Annotated in this window: 21 protein-coding genes; 8 read left to right on the top strand and 13 right to left on the bottom strand. The window is 68.9% G+C overall.

All coding sequences use genetic code 11. From position 1 onward, the window contains the following. Positions 1-10: 10 nt before the first annotated feature. Positions 11-1,147, top strand: coding sequence for a glycosyltransferase (locus tag MKK67_RS07585; protein ID WP_243963175.1), 1,137 nt, complete (start codon positions 11-13; stop codon positions 1,145-1,147). Between the two features lie 70 nt (positions 1,148-1,217). On the opposite strand, the gene MKK67_RS07580 is transcribed toward MKK67_RS07585, so the two are convergent. Continuing rightward, on the bottom strand, positions 1,218-1,826 hold the full coding sequence (locus MKK67_RS07580; RefSeq protein WP_243963173.1) for a hypothetical protein: 609 nt from the start codon (positions 1,824-1,826) through the stop codon (positions 1,218-1,220). A gap of 305 nt (positions 1,827-2,131) precedes the next feature. Between MKK67_RS07580 and MKK67_RS07575 the strand changes: the two genes are divergently transcribed. Then, entirely contained in the window at positions 2,132-2,677 is a 546-nt protein-coding gene (locus MKK67_RS07575; protein ID WP_243963171.1) for an LpxA family transferase, read from the top strand. Beyond that, positions 2,659-2,748 carry a hypothetical protein gene (locus MKK67_RS32870; RefSeq protein WP_409568379.1) on the top strand — a complete coding sequence of 30 codons (90 nt, stop codon included), beginning with the start codon at positions 2,659-2,661 and terminating at the stop codon, positions 2,746-2,748. Before MKK67_RS07575 ends, MKK67_RS32870 begins: the two co-directional genes overlap by 19 nt. A gap of 8 nt (positions 2,749-2,756) precedes the next feature. Here MKK67_RS32870 and MKK67_RS07570 read toward each other — a convergent pair whose 3' ends face one another. The 3 genes from MKK67_RS07570 to cutA all read right to left on the bottom strand — a co-directional run bounded on the left by MKK67_RS07570 (position 2,757) and on the right by cutA (position 4,269). Beyond that, a complete protein-coding gene (locus MKK67_RS07570) occupies positions 2,757-3,188 on the bottom strand; it encodes a YybH family protein (protein WP_243963169.1) in 432 nt (143 codons plus the stop codon). A gap of 33 nt (positions 3,189-3,221) precedes the next feature. Next, complete coding sequence (locus tag MKK67_RS07565) at positions 3,222-3,713, bottom strand: lipocalin-like domain-containing protein (RefSeq protein ID WP_243963167.1); 492 nt, start codon at positions 3,711-3,713, stop codon at positions 3,222-3,224. Between the two features lie 193 nt (positions 3,714-3,906). Beyond that, positions 3,907-4,269 carry a divalent-cation tolerance protein CutA gene (gene cutA / locus MKK67_RS07560; RefSeq protein ID WP_243963166.1) on the bottom strand — a complete coding sequence of 121 codons (363 nt, stop codon included), beginning with the start codon at positions 4,267-4,269 and terminating at the stop codon, positions 3,907-3,909. A gap of 146 nt (positions 4,270-4,415) precedes the next feature. Here cutA and MKK67_RS07555 point away from each other — a divergent pair, with 146 nt between their 5' ends. Beyond that, positions 4,416-5,183, top strand: a complete 768-nt coding sequence (locus MKK67_RS07555) for an NAD kinase (RefSeq protein ID WP_243963165.1) — start codon at positions 4,416-4,418, stop codon at positions 5,181-5,183. 404 nt (positions 5,184-5,587) lie between these two features. Here MKK67_RS07555 and MKK67_RS07550 read toward each other — a convergent pair whose 3' ends face one another. The 6 genes from MKK67_RS07550 to MKK67_RS07525 form a co-directional block, all read right to left on the bottom strand. Beyond that, entirely contained in the window at positions 5,588-5,788 is a 201-nt protein-coding gene (locus MKK67_RS07550; RefSeq protein WP_243963164.1) for a hypothetical protein, read from the bottom strand. Positions 5,789-5,923: 135 nt separating this feature from the next. Beyond that, positions 5,924-6,292, bottom strand: a complete 369-nt coding sequence (locus MKK67_RS07545; RefSeq protein ID WP_243963163.1) for a DUF6481 family protein — start codon at positions 6,290-6,292, stop codon at positions 5,924-5,926. 110 nt (positions 6,293-6,402) lie between these two features. Further along, positions 6,403-6,612 carry a cold-shock protein gene (locus tag MKK67_RS07540; RefSeq protein WP_007568877.1) on the bottom strand — a complete coding sequence of 70 codons (210 nt, stop codon included), beginning with the start codon at positions 6,610-6,612 and terminating at the stop codon, positions 6,403-6,405. Positions 6,613-6,957: 345 nt separating this feature from the next. Beyond that, entirely contained in the window at positions 6,958-8,088 is a 1,131-nt protein-coding gene (locus MKK67_RS07535) for a beta-ketoacyl-ACP synthase (RefSeq protein WP_243963162.1), read from the bottom strand. After that, positions 8,085-8,552, bottom strand: coding sequence for a 3-hydroxyacyl-ACP dehydratase FabZ family protein (locus MKK67_RS07530; protein WP_243963161.1), 468 nt, complete (start codon positions 8,550-8,552; stop codon positions 8,085-8,087). Before MKK67_RS07530 ends, MKK67_RS07535 begins: the two co-directional genes overlap by 4 nt. Before the next feature lie 23 nt (positions 8,553-8,575). Further along, the gene (locus tag MKK67_RS07525; protein WP_243963159.1) at positions 8,576-8,884 is read right to left on the bottom strand and encodes an acyl carrier protein; all 309 of its coding nucleotides are present in this window, start codon (positions 8,882-8,884) and stop codon (positions 8,576-8,578) included. Between the two features lie 305 nt (positions 8,885-9,189). Between MKK67_RS07525 and MKK67_RS07520 the strand changes: the two genes are divergently transcribed. Then, positions 9,190-10,302: an AI-2E family transporter gene (locus MKK67_RS07520; RefSeq protein WP_243963157.1), complete on the top strand. Its 1,113-nt coding sequence runs from the start codon at positions 9,190-9,192 to the stop codon at positions 10,300-10,302. A gap of 37 nt (positions 10,303-10,339) precedes the next feature. On the opposite strand, the gene MKK67_RS07515 is transcribed toward MKK67_RS07520, so the two are convergent. Beyond that, positions 10,340-11,032: a L,D-transpeptidase gene (locus tag MKK67_RS07515; RefSeq protein WP_409568377.1), complete on the bottom strand. Its 693-nt coding sequence runs from the start codon at positions 11,030-11,032 to the stop codon at positions 10,340-10,342. A gap of 159 nt (positions 11,033-11,191) precedes the next feature. Here MKK67_RS07515 and MKK67_RS07510 point away from each other — a divergent pair, with 159 nt between their 5' ends. Then, positions 11,192-11,635: a VOC family protein gene (locus tag MKK67_RS07510; protein WP_243963155.1), complete on the top strand. Its 444-nt coding sequence runs from the start codon at positions 11,192-11,194 to the stop codon at positions 11,633-11,635. Between the two features lie 2 nt (positions 11,636-11,637). Here MKK67_RS07510 and MKK67_RS07505 read toward each other — a convergent pair whose 3' ends face one another. Further along, positions 11,638-12,081, bottom strand: a complete 444-nt coding sequence (locus tag MKK67_RS07505; protein WP_007568861.1) for a cyclic nucleotide-binding domain-containing protein — start codon at positions 12,079-12,081, stop codon at positions 11,638-11,640. 76 nt (positions 12,082-12,157) lie between these two features. Here MKK67_RS07505 and MKK67_RS07500 point away from each other — a divergent pair, with 76 nt between their 5' ends. Continuing rightward, positions 12,158-12,997, top strand: coding sequence for an SCO family protein (locus MKK67_RS07500; RefSeq protein WP_243963154.1), 840 nt, complete (start codon positions 12,158-12,160; stop codon positions 12,995-12,997). Between the two features lie 11 nt (positions 12,998-13,008). Here MKK67_RS07500 and MKK67_RS07495 read toward each other — a convergent pair whose 3' ends face one another. Continuing rightward, positions 13,009-13,215, bottom strand: coding sequence for a hypothetical protein (locus tag MKK67_RS07495; RefSeq protein WP_243963153.1), 207 nt, complete (start codon positions 13,213-13,215; stop codon positions 13,009-13,011). 250 nt (positions 13,216-13,465) lie between these two features. Between MKK67_RS07495 and MKK67_RS07490 the strand changes: the two genes are divergently transcribed. Continuing rightward, entirely contained in the window at positions 13,466-13,654 is a 189-nt protein-coding gene (locus tag MKK67_RS07490; protein WP_058194055.1) for a general stress protein, read from the top strand. The last annotated feature ends 43 nt before the right edge of the window (positions 13,655-13,697 follow it).

Genomic DNA, 13,697 nt, shown 5'->3' with positions numbered 1-13,697 from the left:
AACCTGAACGATGACCGACCTGATCCCCACCGCCCTGGCCCTGCTCTGCCTGATCGCCGCCCTGCTCCCGGCCGGGCTGGCGGCAGTGAACCTGTTCGCCCTGCGCCGGCCCACCCCCGAGGCGGATCCCGGTCTGATCTCGATCCTGATCCCGGCCCGCAACGAGGCCGGCAACATCGCCGAGACCGTGCGGGCCGCGCTCGCCAGCACCGCCGTGCCCGTGGAGGTGATCGTCGGCGACGACCATTCCACGGACGGCACCGCCGAGATCGTGCGGGCGATCGGCGACCCGCGCCTGCGCGTCGCCCCGGTGCCGCCTTTGCCCGAGGGCTGGACCGGCAAGAACCACGCCTGTGCGCATATCGCCGGGCTCGCCAACGGCCGCCACCTGCTGTTCATCGACGCCGATGTCCGCCTGGAGCCCGAGGCCGCGGCGTCGCTCACCGCCCGAGCCCGGCGTGTCGGCGCGGCCCTGGTCAGCGGCGTGCCCCGGCAGCGCACCGAGACCCTGGGCGAAATGCTCACCGTGCCGATGATCGATTTTCTGCTCGTCGGCTTCCTGCCGGTCCCGCTGATGCGCCGCCGCCCGGATCCGGCGCTCGGCGCGGCCTGCGGGCAGCTCATCCTGTTCGAGCGCGCGGCCTACGCGGCGATCGGCGGCCACGGCGCGATCTGCGGCTTCCTGCACGACGGCGTGCGCCTGCCCCGGCTCCTGCGTGCGGCCGGCTACCGCACCGACCTCGTGGCCGGGGCGGGTCTCGCGACCTGCCGGATGTATCGGGGGTTTTCGGAAGCCTGGGCGGGATTCTCCAAGAACGCGCACGAGGGCATGGCCACGCCCCGCGCCCTGCCGGTCTGGACCCTGCTCCTGGGCTGCGGCCAGATCCTGCCGCCGCTCCTCGTGCTGGCCGGCCTGTTCGGCCTGATCCCGCCCCTCCCCCTGATCCTGGCCGCGTCGGCCTGCGCGCTGTCGCTCGCGACCCGGGCGGCGATCACCCTGGCGGTCCGGGCGCCGCTGGCGACAATCCCGCTCCACCCGGCCGCGGTGCTGGTGGCGCTCGCGATCCAGTGGAACGTGCTGCTGCGGGGCGTACGGGCCGGCGCGGCCACCTGGAAGGGTCGCACCTACCCGGTCAGCGGCGCCTGAACTTTTTCCGATGGTCCGGCGGAGCGTATCCGCCGGATTGTTTATGTCAGCGATCAGGCAAGCCCGGCCATCACCGCGCGGTCGGCTGGCACGGCTCGGTCGAGCGCTTCCCCTTCCGGGGCTTCAGCGACACGATCAGCTGGACGTTCGGCACGTCGCCGACCTGGCGGGTGAGGTGCCCGACATGGCCCTCCGGCCCCTGCGGGGTCGATCCCGTGTCGGCGTTGAACTCGACCTCGCCCGGCCCCTGCTCCAGCACGGAGCCGTCCGTGGCCTCCACCGACCAGCGCCCCGACAGGGTGATCACCCATTGCGGGCCGGGAGCGGTGTGCCAGGTGCCGACATAGCCGACTGGGAGGATCGCGTACTTGATCGACGCCACCTCGCCCGGCGGGAAGCCGACATATTGCGGGGCCGCGGGCGGCGCGTAGCTCTTGAAGATGAAGTTCTTCAGGTCGCAATACTGGACGTGGCTCTGGCCCTTGGCGTCCGCGTAGAGGGTTCCGTAGCGCAGCGCCGGCGGATTGGCCGCGGTCAGACCGGCCGGACCCGACGGAGCCGCTTCGATGGTCATCAGCGGCTCGCTCGGCTTGCCGCCGGCCGCCGAAACGCCCGTCCCGCTCGCGACGGAAGCCAGCAGCACCACCGCGATGCGGCCGGCTTTGTTGAATGACATCATGGTTTCGACGTCCCAGACTTCACGGCGCCGAAGACGACGCCACAGGTCCTATAGTCGGAGACATCGACAGCGCCAAATTATCCACTTGTAATACTAAAAGTAAAAGCCAATTAAATCTCCGAAATTCTGGATTTTGCCAAATTATATCTTGGCGTGATTCGCGTCGAATTCGTGCCTTCGAGCCTATTTATGAACTCAAATCTTGAACGCTTCTCTCGGCGCAGGCGGCTGGCGTCACGTGACGCGGGCTGACAGGATCGGGAGCCGCGCCGCCGATCATCACCGCCGCGTTTCCAGGACCGACCATGGATGACGACCTTCCGGACCTGCGCGACCTCATTGCGCGCTATCCCGTCTCCTGGCTGGGCGCGCTCGCCCTGGCCCCCTGGGAGATCACGGCCCGGGCGGCGGCATTGGTCGCCGAACGCATCGCCGGCCTCGACGGGACCTACCGGGCCGCGGACGGCGTTGCGATCCACGCGGAGGCGATCGTGGAAGCCGGCGCGACCGTGAAGCCGCCGGCGATCATCGGCCCGGGCTGCTTCGTCGCGGCCGGAGCCTACCTGCGCGGCGGATGCTGGCTGGAAGCGGATTGCATCGTCGGCCCCGGCGCGGAGCTGAAATCCGCGTTCCTGTTCGCGGGCGCGGCGGCCGCGCATTTCAACTTCGTCGGCGACAGCATCCTCGGCGAGAACGTGAACCTCGAAGCCGGCGCAATCATCGCCAACCACCGTAACGAGGCACCGGACCGGCCGATCCTCCTCCGGTTGGGGGCCGTCTCGTCGAGACCGGAACCCGCAAATTCGGGGCACTCGTCGGCGACGGCGCCCGGATCGGCGCCAATGCCGTGATCGCCCCGGGCGCGGTGATCGAGCGGCACACCATCGTGCCGCGCCTCGGGCTGATCGATCAGGGCGGGTGAGGCGCCCCTCAATTCCACGTATGCAGCACCGTCCGCCAACCATCCTTCTGGCGCTCCAGCACGTTCACCCAATTGCCCTCGAATTTCTTCTTGGCGCCGCCGTCCACCGGCCCGGTCATCTCCCAGCGGCCCGAGACGATCAGGAGGTTGTCCTTCGCGACCGCGTTCTTCACCGTGGTCTTGTGGTCGTCCCACCCCTTCGCCTTGAGGCCGGAGAAGAACTTTGGGATGCCGTCGCGGGTCTGGGTCGCGCCCTTCGTGACGACGATGGCGTCTTGTGTGTAGAGCTTGCCCAGCGTGTCCATGTCGTCGCGGTTGTAGGCCTCGTCCCACTTGGTCGCCGCGCTCTGGGCATCGGCTTCCAGGGCCTCTGCCCGGCACAGACCGGGCATGAGGGCGGCGGCGAAAACCAACGCCGGCAGACCATACATTCGGGGCATGTCGTCCTCCCTAAAGAGCCGCGAGTTTGAAGATCAGGGGTACTTTTCCCAGACCAACGTGATGACGCTCAGCTTTCCGTCGACGTTGAACTTGAACGGCGTGGTCGTGTAGATCAGTTGCCGTCCCTTCTGCTCGACCTGCCGGACCTGGGATGTTCCCGTCCAGGCCTCGTTCCAGGACGTGTCGATGCTGTGGGTGACGCGGTCGGCCTCGAACCGGTACGTCCCCGCATAGGCGAAGAAGGTCTTGTGCAGGTGGATCCTGTCCGCGTCGGACATCGCGTCGTTGGCGGCGAGCCGCGTGCGTCCCTCGAAGGCGCAGACGACCATCATCCGCCCATCGCGACCATAAGTGATCCAGCCATTCGGCTTGGGGCCGCCATAGGCATCGATGACCTCGCCGGTCTCGACGATCTTCCGCGTGGCGGTGACGAGGCGCCAGGTTCCGACCACCTCGTCGGCCTCCAGGGCTTGCGCGGCCGGGATGCCGAATCCGATCGCAAGGATTGCAATCAATCCTCTCATCGCACGCTACCGCAAGTCATGAAGCCGTATTCGACTTACGGCACGATGATAATTCAGCATTGAATTTTCACGAAGTCAATTGTCGCCGTAGGCGATTTGCGGACATACCGATTCATCCCTCAATGAATGCATTGAAGGCCCGTATTTGTGTCCGTCCGAGCTCTGTTGCAGTGCCGTTTCCCGGCGGCGGCGGTCAGGATGACGAGGGCGCCGCGGGGGCCGCGGGGGCCGCATCGGCAGGCTGCGTCTCCGCGAGGATCCAGGCAGCCGTGTCGGCGTCCGCGCCGGCGACCGGGAGATGCAGGATGATCGGCGTCTCATAGGGATGGCGCGCCTTGAGGGCGGCCGACAGGGCATCGGCCAAACCCTCCCGGCTCTTGAGGATGGCCGCGACCTCCTCGCCCAGTTCCACGGCGCCCTTCCAGCTGTAGACCGATAGCATCCCGGGCAGGACGTTGATCCAGGCGATCAGGCGCTCGCGCACCAGGGCCTCGCCGATATTCAGCGCAGAGGCGGCATCGGGAAAGGTGGTGTAGACGAGGAGCGGACGCTCCATGCTATGCCTCCTGGATCGCGCATGTGCTTGAGGAGTCAGACGCATGCGGGGCACCGACGTCAACCGGGCGGTTCGCTCATCAGACTGGAGCCGTGACGTGACCCCCGACGCGACCCCGACGCGCCCGCCAAGCGGCGCCTGACACCATGCCGTCCTCTAAAAAAATCGCCTTCGTGGCGAGCCCCACCGGCTACGCCCGCGAAGCCGCCGCCGCCCTGATGCGGCGCTACGACCATGTCCCACCCGAGGAGGCGGATGTCGTCGTGGCGCTCGGCGGCGATGGGCTGATGCTGCAGGTGCTGCACCGCTTCATGGATCACCCGAAGCCGATCTACGGGATGAACCGCGGCACGGTCGGCTTCCTGATGAACGAGTTCCGGGACGACGACCTCCTGGAGCACCTGGACTCCGCCCAGCGCAGCGTCATCCACCCCCTGGTGATGGACGTGATCGACACCGAGGGCCGCAGCCACCGGGCGCGGGCGATCAACGAGGTCTATCTGCTGCGCCAGACGCACCAGACCGCCAAGCTGAAGATCGCCGTGGATGGGCATGTCCGGCTGGACCTGCTGATCGCCGACGGGGTGCTAGTCGCCACGGCGGCGGGCTCGACCGCCTACAATCTCTCGGTCGGCGGCCCGATCCTGCCGCTCGACGCGAAGCTGCTGGCGCTGACCCCGATCTCGGCCTTCCGCCCCCGGCGCTGGCGGGGCGCGCTGTTGCCGGATTACGCCCGGATCCGGATCGACGTGCTCGACGCCCCTCACCGGCCGGTGGCGGCCGTGGCCGACCACACCGAGTTCCGGAGGGTCTGCACCGTGGAGACCTCCCTCGACCGCGCCACCGAGCTCGTGCTCCTGCACGATCCCGGGCACAGCCTCGACGAGCGCATCCTGCGGGAGCAGTTCGGGTGAGCGCCTGATCTGCGAACGCGGCGGGACCTTGAATCGTCTCGCGACGCTCGGGATGGCGGAGGGACGGGACCGTGGCCGAGCGATTAAAGATGAACCGCATCCCTTTCCCGGACGCCTGGAACGTCAGTGGAAGGTGATCCGGGATCCGGCGCAGAAAGCCCGCCGCGAAGCGGCACGATCGAGCCGCACCGTCGCTGCGAGCGGACGCTTCGCGTTATCCTAATGCTGGGTCCCGGGTCGCATTCCGCTGATGCTGCATGCGCCCGGGAAAGGGCACCGCGAGACCGGCACAGTTGTGCGCGTCAGTTTTTACTTCGGCAGTGGACTAGGGAGCCTTCCGGCATCCGGGTCTGGGCCTGATCGACGCCCTGGTGATGGTCAGGGCGCTCTGAATCGATGGCCGTTCAGAGACGGCTGACGGCGACCAGTTCGCTCTCGCGGATCGCCCGCTCGCCGGCTTCCGTCCGGATCCGGTAGGAACGCTCGCCGGTCTGATCCTCAGGCATGAGGCGCAGAACCTCGAAGATCTCGCCGCCGCCCTTGTCACCCGGAAGTCCGAGCTGCACCCGGCAGACACGCTGGCCGATCTTGAATTTATGGGTCATGCCAAGCTCCTGTGACGGGGTCTCGAACGGGACGCTCGAGGGCGGCCGACCGCGTCACGATCGGACCGGCCCCCCAATGTCTTTGACTCTCACGCGCCCGCGTGCCGGATCGGCTGCTACTTGGGCGTTGAGACCTTACCGCTTCTTGGCCGCCTTGGCCTTGCGGGCGAGGTAGCGCGCATCGCGCTGGAGCTTCTGCTCGGCCTGAAGGGCCTTGGCACGCTCCTGGGCGGCGAGCTGCTCGGCGAGCTTGCGCTCGGCCTCGGCCTGACGCTCGGCCTCGGCCTGGGCGGCGGCGCGGGCGAGTTCCGCCTCGCGCTGGGCGGCACGCTCGGCCGCGCGGGCCTCGCGGGCGTCAACCACGGCGCGGCGCGCGGACTGGCGGGCGAGGACGGCCGGATCATCGGCAGTCGGGCGGGCCCGGAAGCGGGCCAACATCTCGGACCGCGCCTTGGCGGCGGCCTCCAGTCGATCGACGACGCCTTGCTTGTTCGGAAAGCTCACAGACACTCCTGTGTTGGGCGCGGCGGGCCGCCGTCGTCCCGAAATCGGATTTGAATACGAAGAAGCCGCTCCCTCAAGAGCGGCTTCGACAAAGGCCGACGAAGCGGCGATCAGACCGTCTGGAGCTGGCCAGCGGATTCCTTGCCGCTGCGACGATCGGTTTCCAGCTCGTAGGAGACCTTCTGGCCCTCGTTCAGGCCGCGCAGGCCGGCGCGCTCGACAGCCGAGACGTGAACGAACACGTCCTTGCCGCCGTCATCCGGCTGGATGAAGCCGTAGCCCTTGGTCTCGTTGAACCACTTGACGGTTCCGGTGCTCATGGAATTCCTCGATCTTCGCAGGCGTCGTGAGAGATGGCACCCGCTCTGGAAGCGAATGCCGGTATCGACCGATAGCGATAGGAAAGTCAGAACCGCCCTGCGAAGGCGTAACGGTCCAAGATATCCGGACACGTGCCGATGAACCGGAGATAGGCCTTTGGCGACCCATTGGCAAGTCCGAAGAAATATTTCGGCTGGATCCAGGATCGACCCAGCAACGATATTATCGGCCGACATAGACATGTGACGTCAGGAGAAGATCCGCGTCGTCAGACAGATAGCCTGGGCCGCCGAATCGACGATGATCTGGCTTCGCCGAGCCGCAAGCCCAGCGTCGGGCGCGGGTCAGGCCGGAACCAGCCGCAGAACGCCTTCGCCGCGGCGATGGCCGACCGTCGTCACCGCCACCTCGCGGGCCGATCCGGCCGCCACGAGACCTGCGGCAAGCGCCGCTCCGAGCGGGGCGACGACCTCGAGTCCGTGCCCGATCACGTCGCCGAGGGCATGAAGGCCGGCATCGGGTGCGAGCCGCGCGAGCGCGTCCCGTTCCTCCGCGGTCATCGGTGCGACTCCGGTGGCTCCGGAGAGGACGCGGTCCGGAGCCGTGAGGCCGGCCTGCGGCCAGAGCGCTTCGAGACTGGCGGCGACGCTGCCGGGGATGCGCCGCGTGCGATCGCTCGCCACCCGGTCCAGCCGGGCGAGCGCCCGAGCCCCGCGGGCGGCGGCGTGCGCCTCGGATTCCAGCATCAGGAAGGCGGCGCAGCTCCCCAGGATGAAGCCTGGCGCCGCATCGGCCCGCCCGAACACCGGGCGGTAGGGCGCGCGGGCGAGGTAGCCGCCCATCTCATGGACCACAAGCACGTCCGGCCGCTCGGCGCTGTAGGACCCGCCGACCAGGATCGCATCGATCTGGCCCGAGGCGACCCGCGCCTGCGCGATCCGCAGCGCATCGACGCCGGCCGATTCCTCGCCCATGAAGGTGCGCGAGGCGCCCGTGACCCCGTGCACGATCGCGATGTTGCCGGCGAGCAGGTTCGAGAGCTGAGCCAGGAACAGCGTCGGCCGCAGGTCGTTCTGCAGCCGCTCGTTGAGATAGGCGCCCGGATCGGCGGCATCGCGCATGCCGGTCAGGATCGCGCCGTCGACCGCGTAGTCGCGCTCGCCGCCGCCGGCCGCCACCACGAGATGGAGCGCCTGCTTGAGGGCGGCATCCTCCTTCACGCCGGCGGATTCGAGGGCGAGGCCGGCGGCGTAGACGCCGAGCCGCTGCCACGCCTCCATCTGGCGCTGGTCGCTGCGCTTGGGGATCTGCCCATCCCAGGCGATCGGCGGCGCCGGATGGACGCAATAGGGTGCGAAGGTCTCGGTGTCGGCCCGAGGAGCGGCGCCGCTCTCAAGGGCGGCGAGATGCGCGTCGATCCCCTCCCCCACACACGAGACGAGGCCGAGGCCGGTGACGAGGACCGGGCGGCTCATGGCTGCACCGGATCCGGGAACAGGCCGATCGCCCGGGCCCGCTCGCGCATCGGTGCGTCGAGCCCGTCCGGGAACGGCATGGTGCGAAAGCGCAGCTCCGCGTCGCAGAGCGGCTTGCCGGCATGGCTGATCGCGGCCTTGGTCACCGCGTAGCCCGAGCCATCATGTTCGAGGCTCGCCGTCACGATCAGCTCCGCGCCGGGCCCGACGAAGGACCGGAACCGGGCCTTGTCGACCCCGGTGAGGAACGGCATCCGGGTGAAGTCGAGATGGGCGAGCACGAGGTAGCCCGAGGCCTGCGCCATCGTCTCGGTCAGCAGCACGCCCGGCACCAGCGGATGGCCGGGGAAGTGCCCCTCGAAGACGGGGCTCTCCAGCGGCACCCGGGCGAGCGCCTCGATCCGGCCGGCCGCCCGGTCGAGGTGCCGCACGGCATCGATCATCTCGAAATATTCGAGGCGCATGGGGTGCGTCGGGCTCTGGGGCGTCAGACCTTGGCGGCCTTCTCGGCCACCAGGGCGTCGATGCGCGCGCACAGGTTCTTGAGCACGAAATACTGTTCCGCCGGGACCTTGCCCTCGTTGACCTCCTGGGTCCAGCGCTCGAGGGGCAGCTTGATCCCGAAGGCCTTGTCGACCGCGAAGGCGATGTCGAGGAAGGCCAGGCTGTCGATGCCGAGATCGTCGATGGCGTGACTCTCCGGCGTGATCTTGTCCCGCGGGATATCGGCCGTCTCGGCTATGATGTCGGCCACGCGCTCGAAGGTGGCGGTGCCGTGGGCGGGCTCGTCGGACATGTCTTCTCGCGGGCTGTTCGGTTTCCGGACCGGTCGGGCGGGGAGCCCCCTCGACGCCGGGCGACCCGGCGCTCACGCCCCGCGCGGCCACCAATACGCATGCCGGCCCCTGTTGCGCGGGCCGGTCGGACGGCCGCGACCTCTACACGAGGGGGTCGGAGGCGGCAACCGTAACGGTTCCCGGTGCGTTGCAGCGCTGGTCCCGGGTCGTCCGTCGAGATGGGCGCAGGGACCACGCGCCGCCCCGCGAAGTGTTCGGCTGATCTGCGCGAGATCCTTCGCACGGCGTTCAGGAGACGAAACCGATGTTACCCACGGCCCAACCCGTCGCGGTTCCGGCGCATGCCGCCCCCCCGCCCCCGCCGGAGCGGGCGCGCTCACAGGGGACGGCGCGGGTCATGCTGGTTCTGGCGCTGTCCGCGCTCGGCCTCTGGATCCTGCACGGCTTCCTGCCGGCCCTGGCCTGGGCGGTGGTGCTGGCCATCGCGCTGTGGCCGCTCTACGCCCGACTGGAGCGGCGTTTCCCGCCGGGCCGGCACAACCTGCTGCTGCCGACGCTGATGACCGCGGCGGTGGCGCTGGTCTTCCTCGCGCCGCTCGCGATCCTCGGCGTGCAGGCGGCGCGCGAGGCCCACGACGTCGCCGAGTTCGTGCGTAGCGCCGAGGCGAACGGCGTCCCGGCTCCGGACTTCCTTCAGCACCTGCCCTACGGCGCCGCTCAGGCCACCGCCTGGTGGAACGACAATCTCGGGCACGCCCAGGCCGGCTCGGACCTGCTGCACCGGTTCGAGAACAACTCGGTGATCGGCGCCTCGCGGAATTTCGGGCGCGAGGTGCTGCACCGGATCGTGCTGTTCGGCTTCAGCCTTGTGGCCCTGTTCTTCCTGTTCCGCGACTGGCGCACGGTGACGGAGCAGGCCCGGGTCGCCTGCGACCGGCTGTTCGGCCCCCGGGGCGAGCGCGTGGCGCGGCAGATGGTGGCCTCGGTGCACGGCACCGTCGATGGCCTCGTGCTGGTCGGCCTTGGCGAGGGCTTCATCCTCGGCGTCGTCTATTACTTCGCCGGCGTGCCGCACCCGGTGCTGCTCGGCGCGTTCACGGCGGTGGCCGCCATGATCCCGTTCGGCGCGGCCGTCGCCATCGCGGTCGCGGCGCTGCTCCTGGTCGCGGCTGGCTCGGTGAAGGCCGCCGCCGTCGTGGCGGTGGCCGGCTTCGTCGTCACATTCGTGGCCGACCACTTCATCCGGCCGGCGCTGATCGGGGGCACGACCAAGCTGCCGTTCCTGTGGGTGCTGCTCGGCATCCTCGGCGGCGTCGAGACCTTCGGGCTGCTCGGCCTGTTCGTCGGCCCGGCCGTGATGGCGGCCCTGGTCCTGCTGTGGCGGGACTTCACCGAGGGCCACGACAAGACGGCGTGAGCGCGCCGGCTCGGCCGCTCCCCACGGCGACCGGGCGTCAGGCCCGGTACTTGCCGTTGCGCTTCACCAGCACTCGGGTGCCCACCGGCACGCGCTCGTAGAGGTCGGCGACGTCCTCGTTGAGCATCCGGACGCAGCCCGATGACATCTGCTCGCCGATGCTCCAGGGCTCGTTGGTGCCGTGAATCCGGAACAGGATGTCGCGGTTGCCCTGGTACAGGTAGCGGGCGCGGGCGCCGAGCGGGTTGTCGACGCCACCCTTGCGGGTGCGCGGCAGGTCCGGGTTGAGCGAGACCATCGTGACGGTCGGGCTCCAATCCGGCCAGACGCCCTTGCGGCCGACCCGCGCCTCGCCCTTCCAGGAGAAGCCCGCCTTGCCGACGCCGACGCCGTACTGCATCGCGGTCCCGTCCGCCTGGACTAGGAGAAGCTGGCGCTGGTCGATATCGACCAGGATCGTGCCGGGCTTCTCCGGACCGTTGTAGCTGACCTGCTGGCGGCGATATTTCGGATCGAGCCGGGCGGTGTCGACCAGCGGGATGTCGTAGGGTTTGTCGGCCTTCGTGCCGATGTACCAGGCCGATTCATCGTCCTGCGCCAGCTGGGACGGGCGCGTTTGGCAGGCGGCCAGCGGCGCGATCGCCACAACGGCGAGCAGAATTCGCGAGAGCAGGAGCCGGCGAATTCGGCTCCAGGCCGATCGGTGTGGTGCGATCATGGGTCCTGACATGCGGGATACGGTCCTGGGCGCTATGCCTACCGTCTCGCAGTCTGCGACGATGTAGCTTTTGCGCCGCACGGACGCGCGAGCGGCTGCTGCCGCGGCCATGGTTGCGCCCTAATTCAGATCGCGAGACCCGAAGCCAGTGCGACAACCGCGAAGGTGATCATGGCCGAGACCGAGACCCTTTCGACCGACGCCGTGGTCGCGCCCGTGATGCCGCTGCGCCCGGCGATCCACCTCGACCATTGCGTGATTCACGTCACCGACTGGGCGCGGTCCAACGCCTTCTATCAGGACGTGGTCGGCGCCGAGGTGATCGAACGCGGGAGCGGCTTCGCCTACCGGTTCGGCGGCGTGCAGCTCAATTGCCACGGCCCGGGCGTGACGGCGGAACCGGTAGCGGCGCAGCCCGTGCTGCCGGGCAACAGTGACCTGTGCTTTCGCTGGTCGGGCACGATCGAGGAGGCGATGGCGCATCTCGAAGCGACCGGCGTGCCGGTGGAACTGGGCCCAGTCGAGCGGAATGGTGCCGCGGGTCCCGGCCTCAGCGTCTACTTCCGCGATCCGGACGGCTCGCTCCTGGAGTTCATCACCTATCCGACCGCATGAGGTCAGCCTCGGCTCTCGGCAAGTGCCTGGTTGGTCTGCTCCAGCCGCAGCGCCAGCACCCGCATCAGCGCGATGCTAATCTGGGGAAACTGCGCCAGCAACTCCAGGAACACGCCGCGATCGATCCGCAGGGCCGTCACGGCCGACTCCGCCGTCACGGTCGCCGAGCGGGGCTGGTCGGCCAGGATGCCCATCTCGCCGACCAGGGCGTCCTGCCCGAGCAGCGCCAGCCGGACCGGGCCCGCCGGCCCGTCGATGCTCACCTCGGCGCTGCCCTTGAGGATCACGTAGGCGGCATCGGCCACGTCGCCCCGGGCGAAGAAGCGCTGTCCCGGCTCGAAATGCACGCGCTCGCTCGTGAAGGCCAAGAGCTTCAGGCGCGCCGGCTCGACCTCGCGGAACAGCGGCACCTGACGTAGAGAGGAAACCTCGGTGTCGAGGGTCATGCGCTGGCTCCGCGACGGGCTTCACGCCCTCGCGGGCATGGGTGGACTTGAGAGGGCCGGACAGGCCGACACATCCATGCGGTTCATCAAGCCCTTGTCCAGCCCCACGCACGATGCGACCCGCACGGTCCAGTACCTGATCGTCGGCGTCCTTACGATTGTTTGCAGCTGCCTGGCAGGTTCCGAAGCCGTCGAGGCGCGGCTGGTTCAGGCCGACCTCGCCCGGGTCGCGGCGGCCCCCGCGCCCGGCGCCCAGGCGCCACTCTCCGTCGCGGTCACGGATGCCCGGACCGGAGAGGCCACCACCTTGGGACAGGCGATCGGCGGACGTGCCGCCCTTCTGCTGCCAGTGGACTATACCTGCGGCAATGTGTGCGACCCGATGGTGTCGATGGCCGCGGATGCGCTGGCGGCGACCGGCCTTGCCCCAGAAGACTACGCATGGGTGCTGGTCGGGATCGACCCCCGCGACGATGCCGCGGCCGCACGCCGCATGATCCATGAGACCCTCGGCGCACGCACGGCCGGCGTCACGCCCCTGATCGTTTCGGACTCCGCCCTCGCCCGGCTGGCCGGCGCCCTGGGCTACACGGCGGTCTACGATCCCGGGACGGATAGTTTCGCCCACCCCGCCGCCGCGATGCTGCTCACCCGCGACGGTCGGGTGGCTCGGGTGTTGTCACCGCTGGCGCTGACCGGACGCGACCTCCGCCTCGCCCTCACGGAAGCCGGCGAGGGACGGGTCGGCGGCCTGGCGGATCGCTTGGCCTTGCTGTGCTACGGCTACGATGCCGCACGCGGCATCTATACGCCCCTCGTCGAGCGGATCCTGACGGTGGCCGGTCTCGCGACGATCCTCGCGATCGGCCTGCTCCTCCTCGGCCTGTCCCGCCGGACCCGCTTGCGGTCCGGCTGACGGGCGTCGCCTCAACGCTTCGTCGACAGACCCTGTTCACCCGGAGCAGGGGCTTCCCGCTTCAGGCTGGCATTCAGGTGGGGTGAATCCACCGGCTCCTCGCGGGTGGTCGGCGTCGGCGAATCCTCAGGCGCCGGCATCGGCGGCAGTGGCGGCGTATTCGGCTTCACGGCTGGCTCGGATCCGGCCGCGTTCTTGACCATGCTGCGGTTCGTCAATGCCGAAACCTCTCTTCCCAAGCCTGCATCGTCGGGTGCCCAGGGGATGCGGCACGAGAGTAGGCCGGCCTCAGGCCGGTCCGCATCGGGCCCCGTGGACAAACGCGCAGATCAACCGGGGACCAACGCCGCACACAGCCGGCGGTTGCTGCCAAGCTTAGCTTTGCCAAACTTGACCACGTCTCGTCACAGGAACCTTGGTTATTGCTGAAGGTTGTTGCGGGGTGAAGCGAAGCCTGAGGAGGAACTGATGGCATCCGGAAATTCAACCTCGAAGCGGGGCTTTGCCTCGATGGACCTGTCGCGGCAGCGCGAGATCGCCAGCAAGGGCGGACGCAGCGTGCCGGCCGAGAAGCGCTCCTTCTCGCAGGATCGCGAACTGGCCTCGGCGGCCGGTCGCAAGGGCGGCCAATCCACGGGGACCGGCCGCGCCGAGTGACCCAAAGCCAAGATCGAGTCGCGTAACGGCGCCGTGTCCCCAG

It is taken from the genome of Methylobacterium sp. J-072, assembly GCF_022829425.1.
GTDB lineage: Bacteria > Pseudomonadota > Alphaproteobacteria > Rhizobiales > Beijerinckiaceae > Methylobacterium.
Note: the sequence above shows the minus strand (reverse complement) of the source record. Positions and strands in the feature narration are given on the sequence as shown.

Excerpts from the sequence above, each read along its gene's own strand:
- MKK67_RS07585 (WP_243963175.1), top strand. The coding sequence starts at position 11 with ATGACCGACCTGATCCCCACCGCCCTGGCCCTGCTCTGCCTGATCGCC.
- MKK67_RS07580 (WP_243963173.1), bottom strand. The coding sequence starts at position 1,826 with ATGATGTCATTCAACAAAGCCGGCCGCATCGCGGTGGTGCTGCTGGCT.
- MKK67_RS07575 (WP_243963171.1), top strand. The coding sequence starts at position 2,132 with ATGGATGACGACCTTCCGGACCTGCGCGACCTCATTGCGCGCTATCCC.
- MKK67_RS07570 (WP_243963169.1), bottom strand. The coding sequence starts at position 3,188 with ATGCCCCGAATGTATGGTCTGCCGGCGTTGGTTTTCGCCGCCGCCCTC.
- MKK67_RS07565 (WP_243963167.1), bottom strand. The coding sequence starts at position 3,713 with ATGAGAGGATTGATTGCAATCCTTGCGATCGGATTCGGCATCCCGGCC.
- cutA (WP_243963166.1), bottom strand. The coding sequence starts at position 4,269 with ATGGAGCGTCCGCTCCTCGTCTACACCACCTTTCCCGATGCCGCCTCT.
- MKK67_RS07555 (WP_243963165.1), top strand. The coding sequence starts at position 4,416 with ATGCCGTCCTCTAAAAAAATCGCCTTCGTGGCGAGCCCCACCGGCTAC.
- MKK67_RS07550 (WP_243963164.1), bottom strand. The coding sequence starts at position 5,788 with ATGACCCATAAATTCAAGATCGGCCAGCGTGTCTGCCGGGTGCAGCTC.
- MKK67_RS07540 (WP_007568877.1), bottom strand. The coding sequence starts at position 6,612 with ATGAGCACCGGAACCGTCAAGTGGTTCAACGAGACCAAGGGCTACGGC.
- MKK67_RS07535 (WP_243963162.1), bottom strand. The coding sequence starts at position 8,088 with ATGAGCCGCCCGGTCCTCGTCACCGGCCTCGGCCTCGTCTCGTGTGTG.
- MKK67_RS07530 (WP_243963161.1), bottom strand. The coding sequence starts at position 8,552 with ATGCGCCTCGAATATTTCGAGATGATCGATGCCGTGCGGCACCTCGAC.
- MKK67_RS07525 (WP_243963159.1), bottom strand. The coding sequence starts at position 8,884 with ATGTCCGACGAGCCCGCCCACGGCACCGCCACCTTCGAGCGCGTGGCC.
- MKK67_RS07520 (WP_243963157.1), top strand. The coding sequence starts at position 9,190 with ATGTTACCCACGGCCCAACCCGTCGCGGTTCCGGCGCATGCCGCCCCC.
- MKK67_RS07515 (WP_409568377.1), bottom strand. The coding sequence starts at position 11,032 with ATGTCAGGACCCATGATCGCACCACACCGATCGGCCTGGAGCCGAATT.
- MKK67_RS07510 (WP_243963155.1), top strand. The coding sequence starts at position 11,192 with ATGGCCGAGACCGAGACCCTTTCGACCGACGCCGTGGTCGCGCCCGTG.
- MKK67_RS07505 (WP_007568861.1), bottom strand. The coding sequence starts at position 12,081 with ATGACCCTCGACACCGAGGTTTCCTCTCTACGTCAGGTGCCGCTGTTC.
- MKK67_RS07500 (WP_243963154.1), top strand. The coding sequence starts at position 12,158 with ATGCGGTTCATCAAGCCCTTGTCCAGCCCCACGCACGATGCGACCCGC.
- MKK67_RS07490 (WP_058194055.1), top strand. The coding sequence starts at position 13,466 with ATGGCATCCGGAAATTCAACCTCGAAGCGGGGCTTTGCCTCGATGGAC.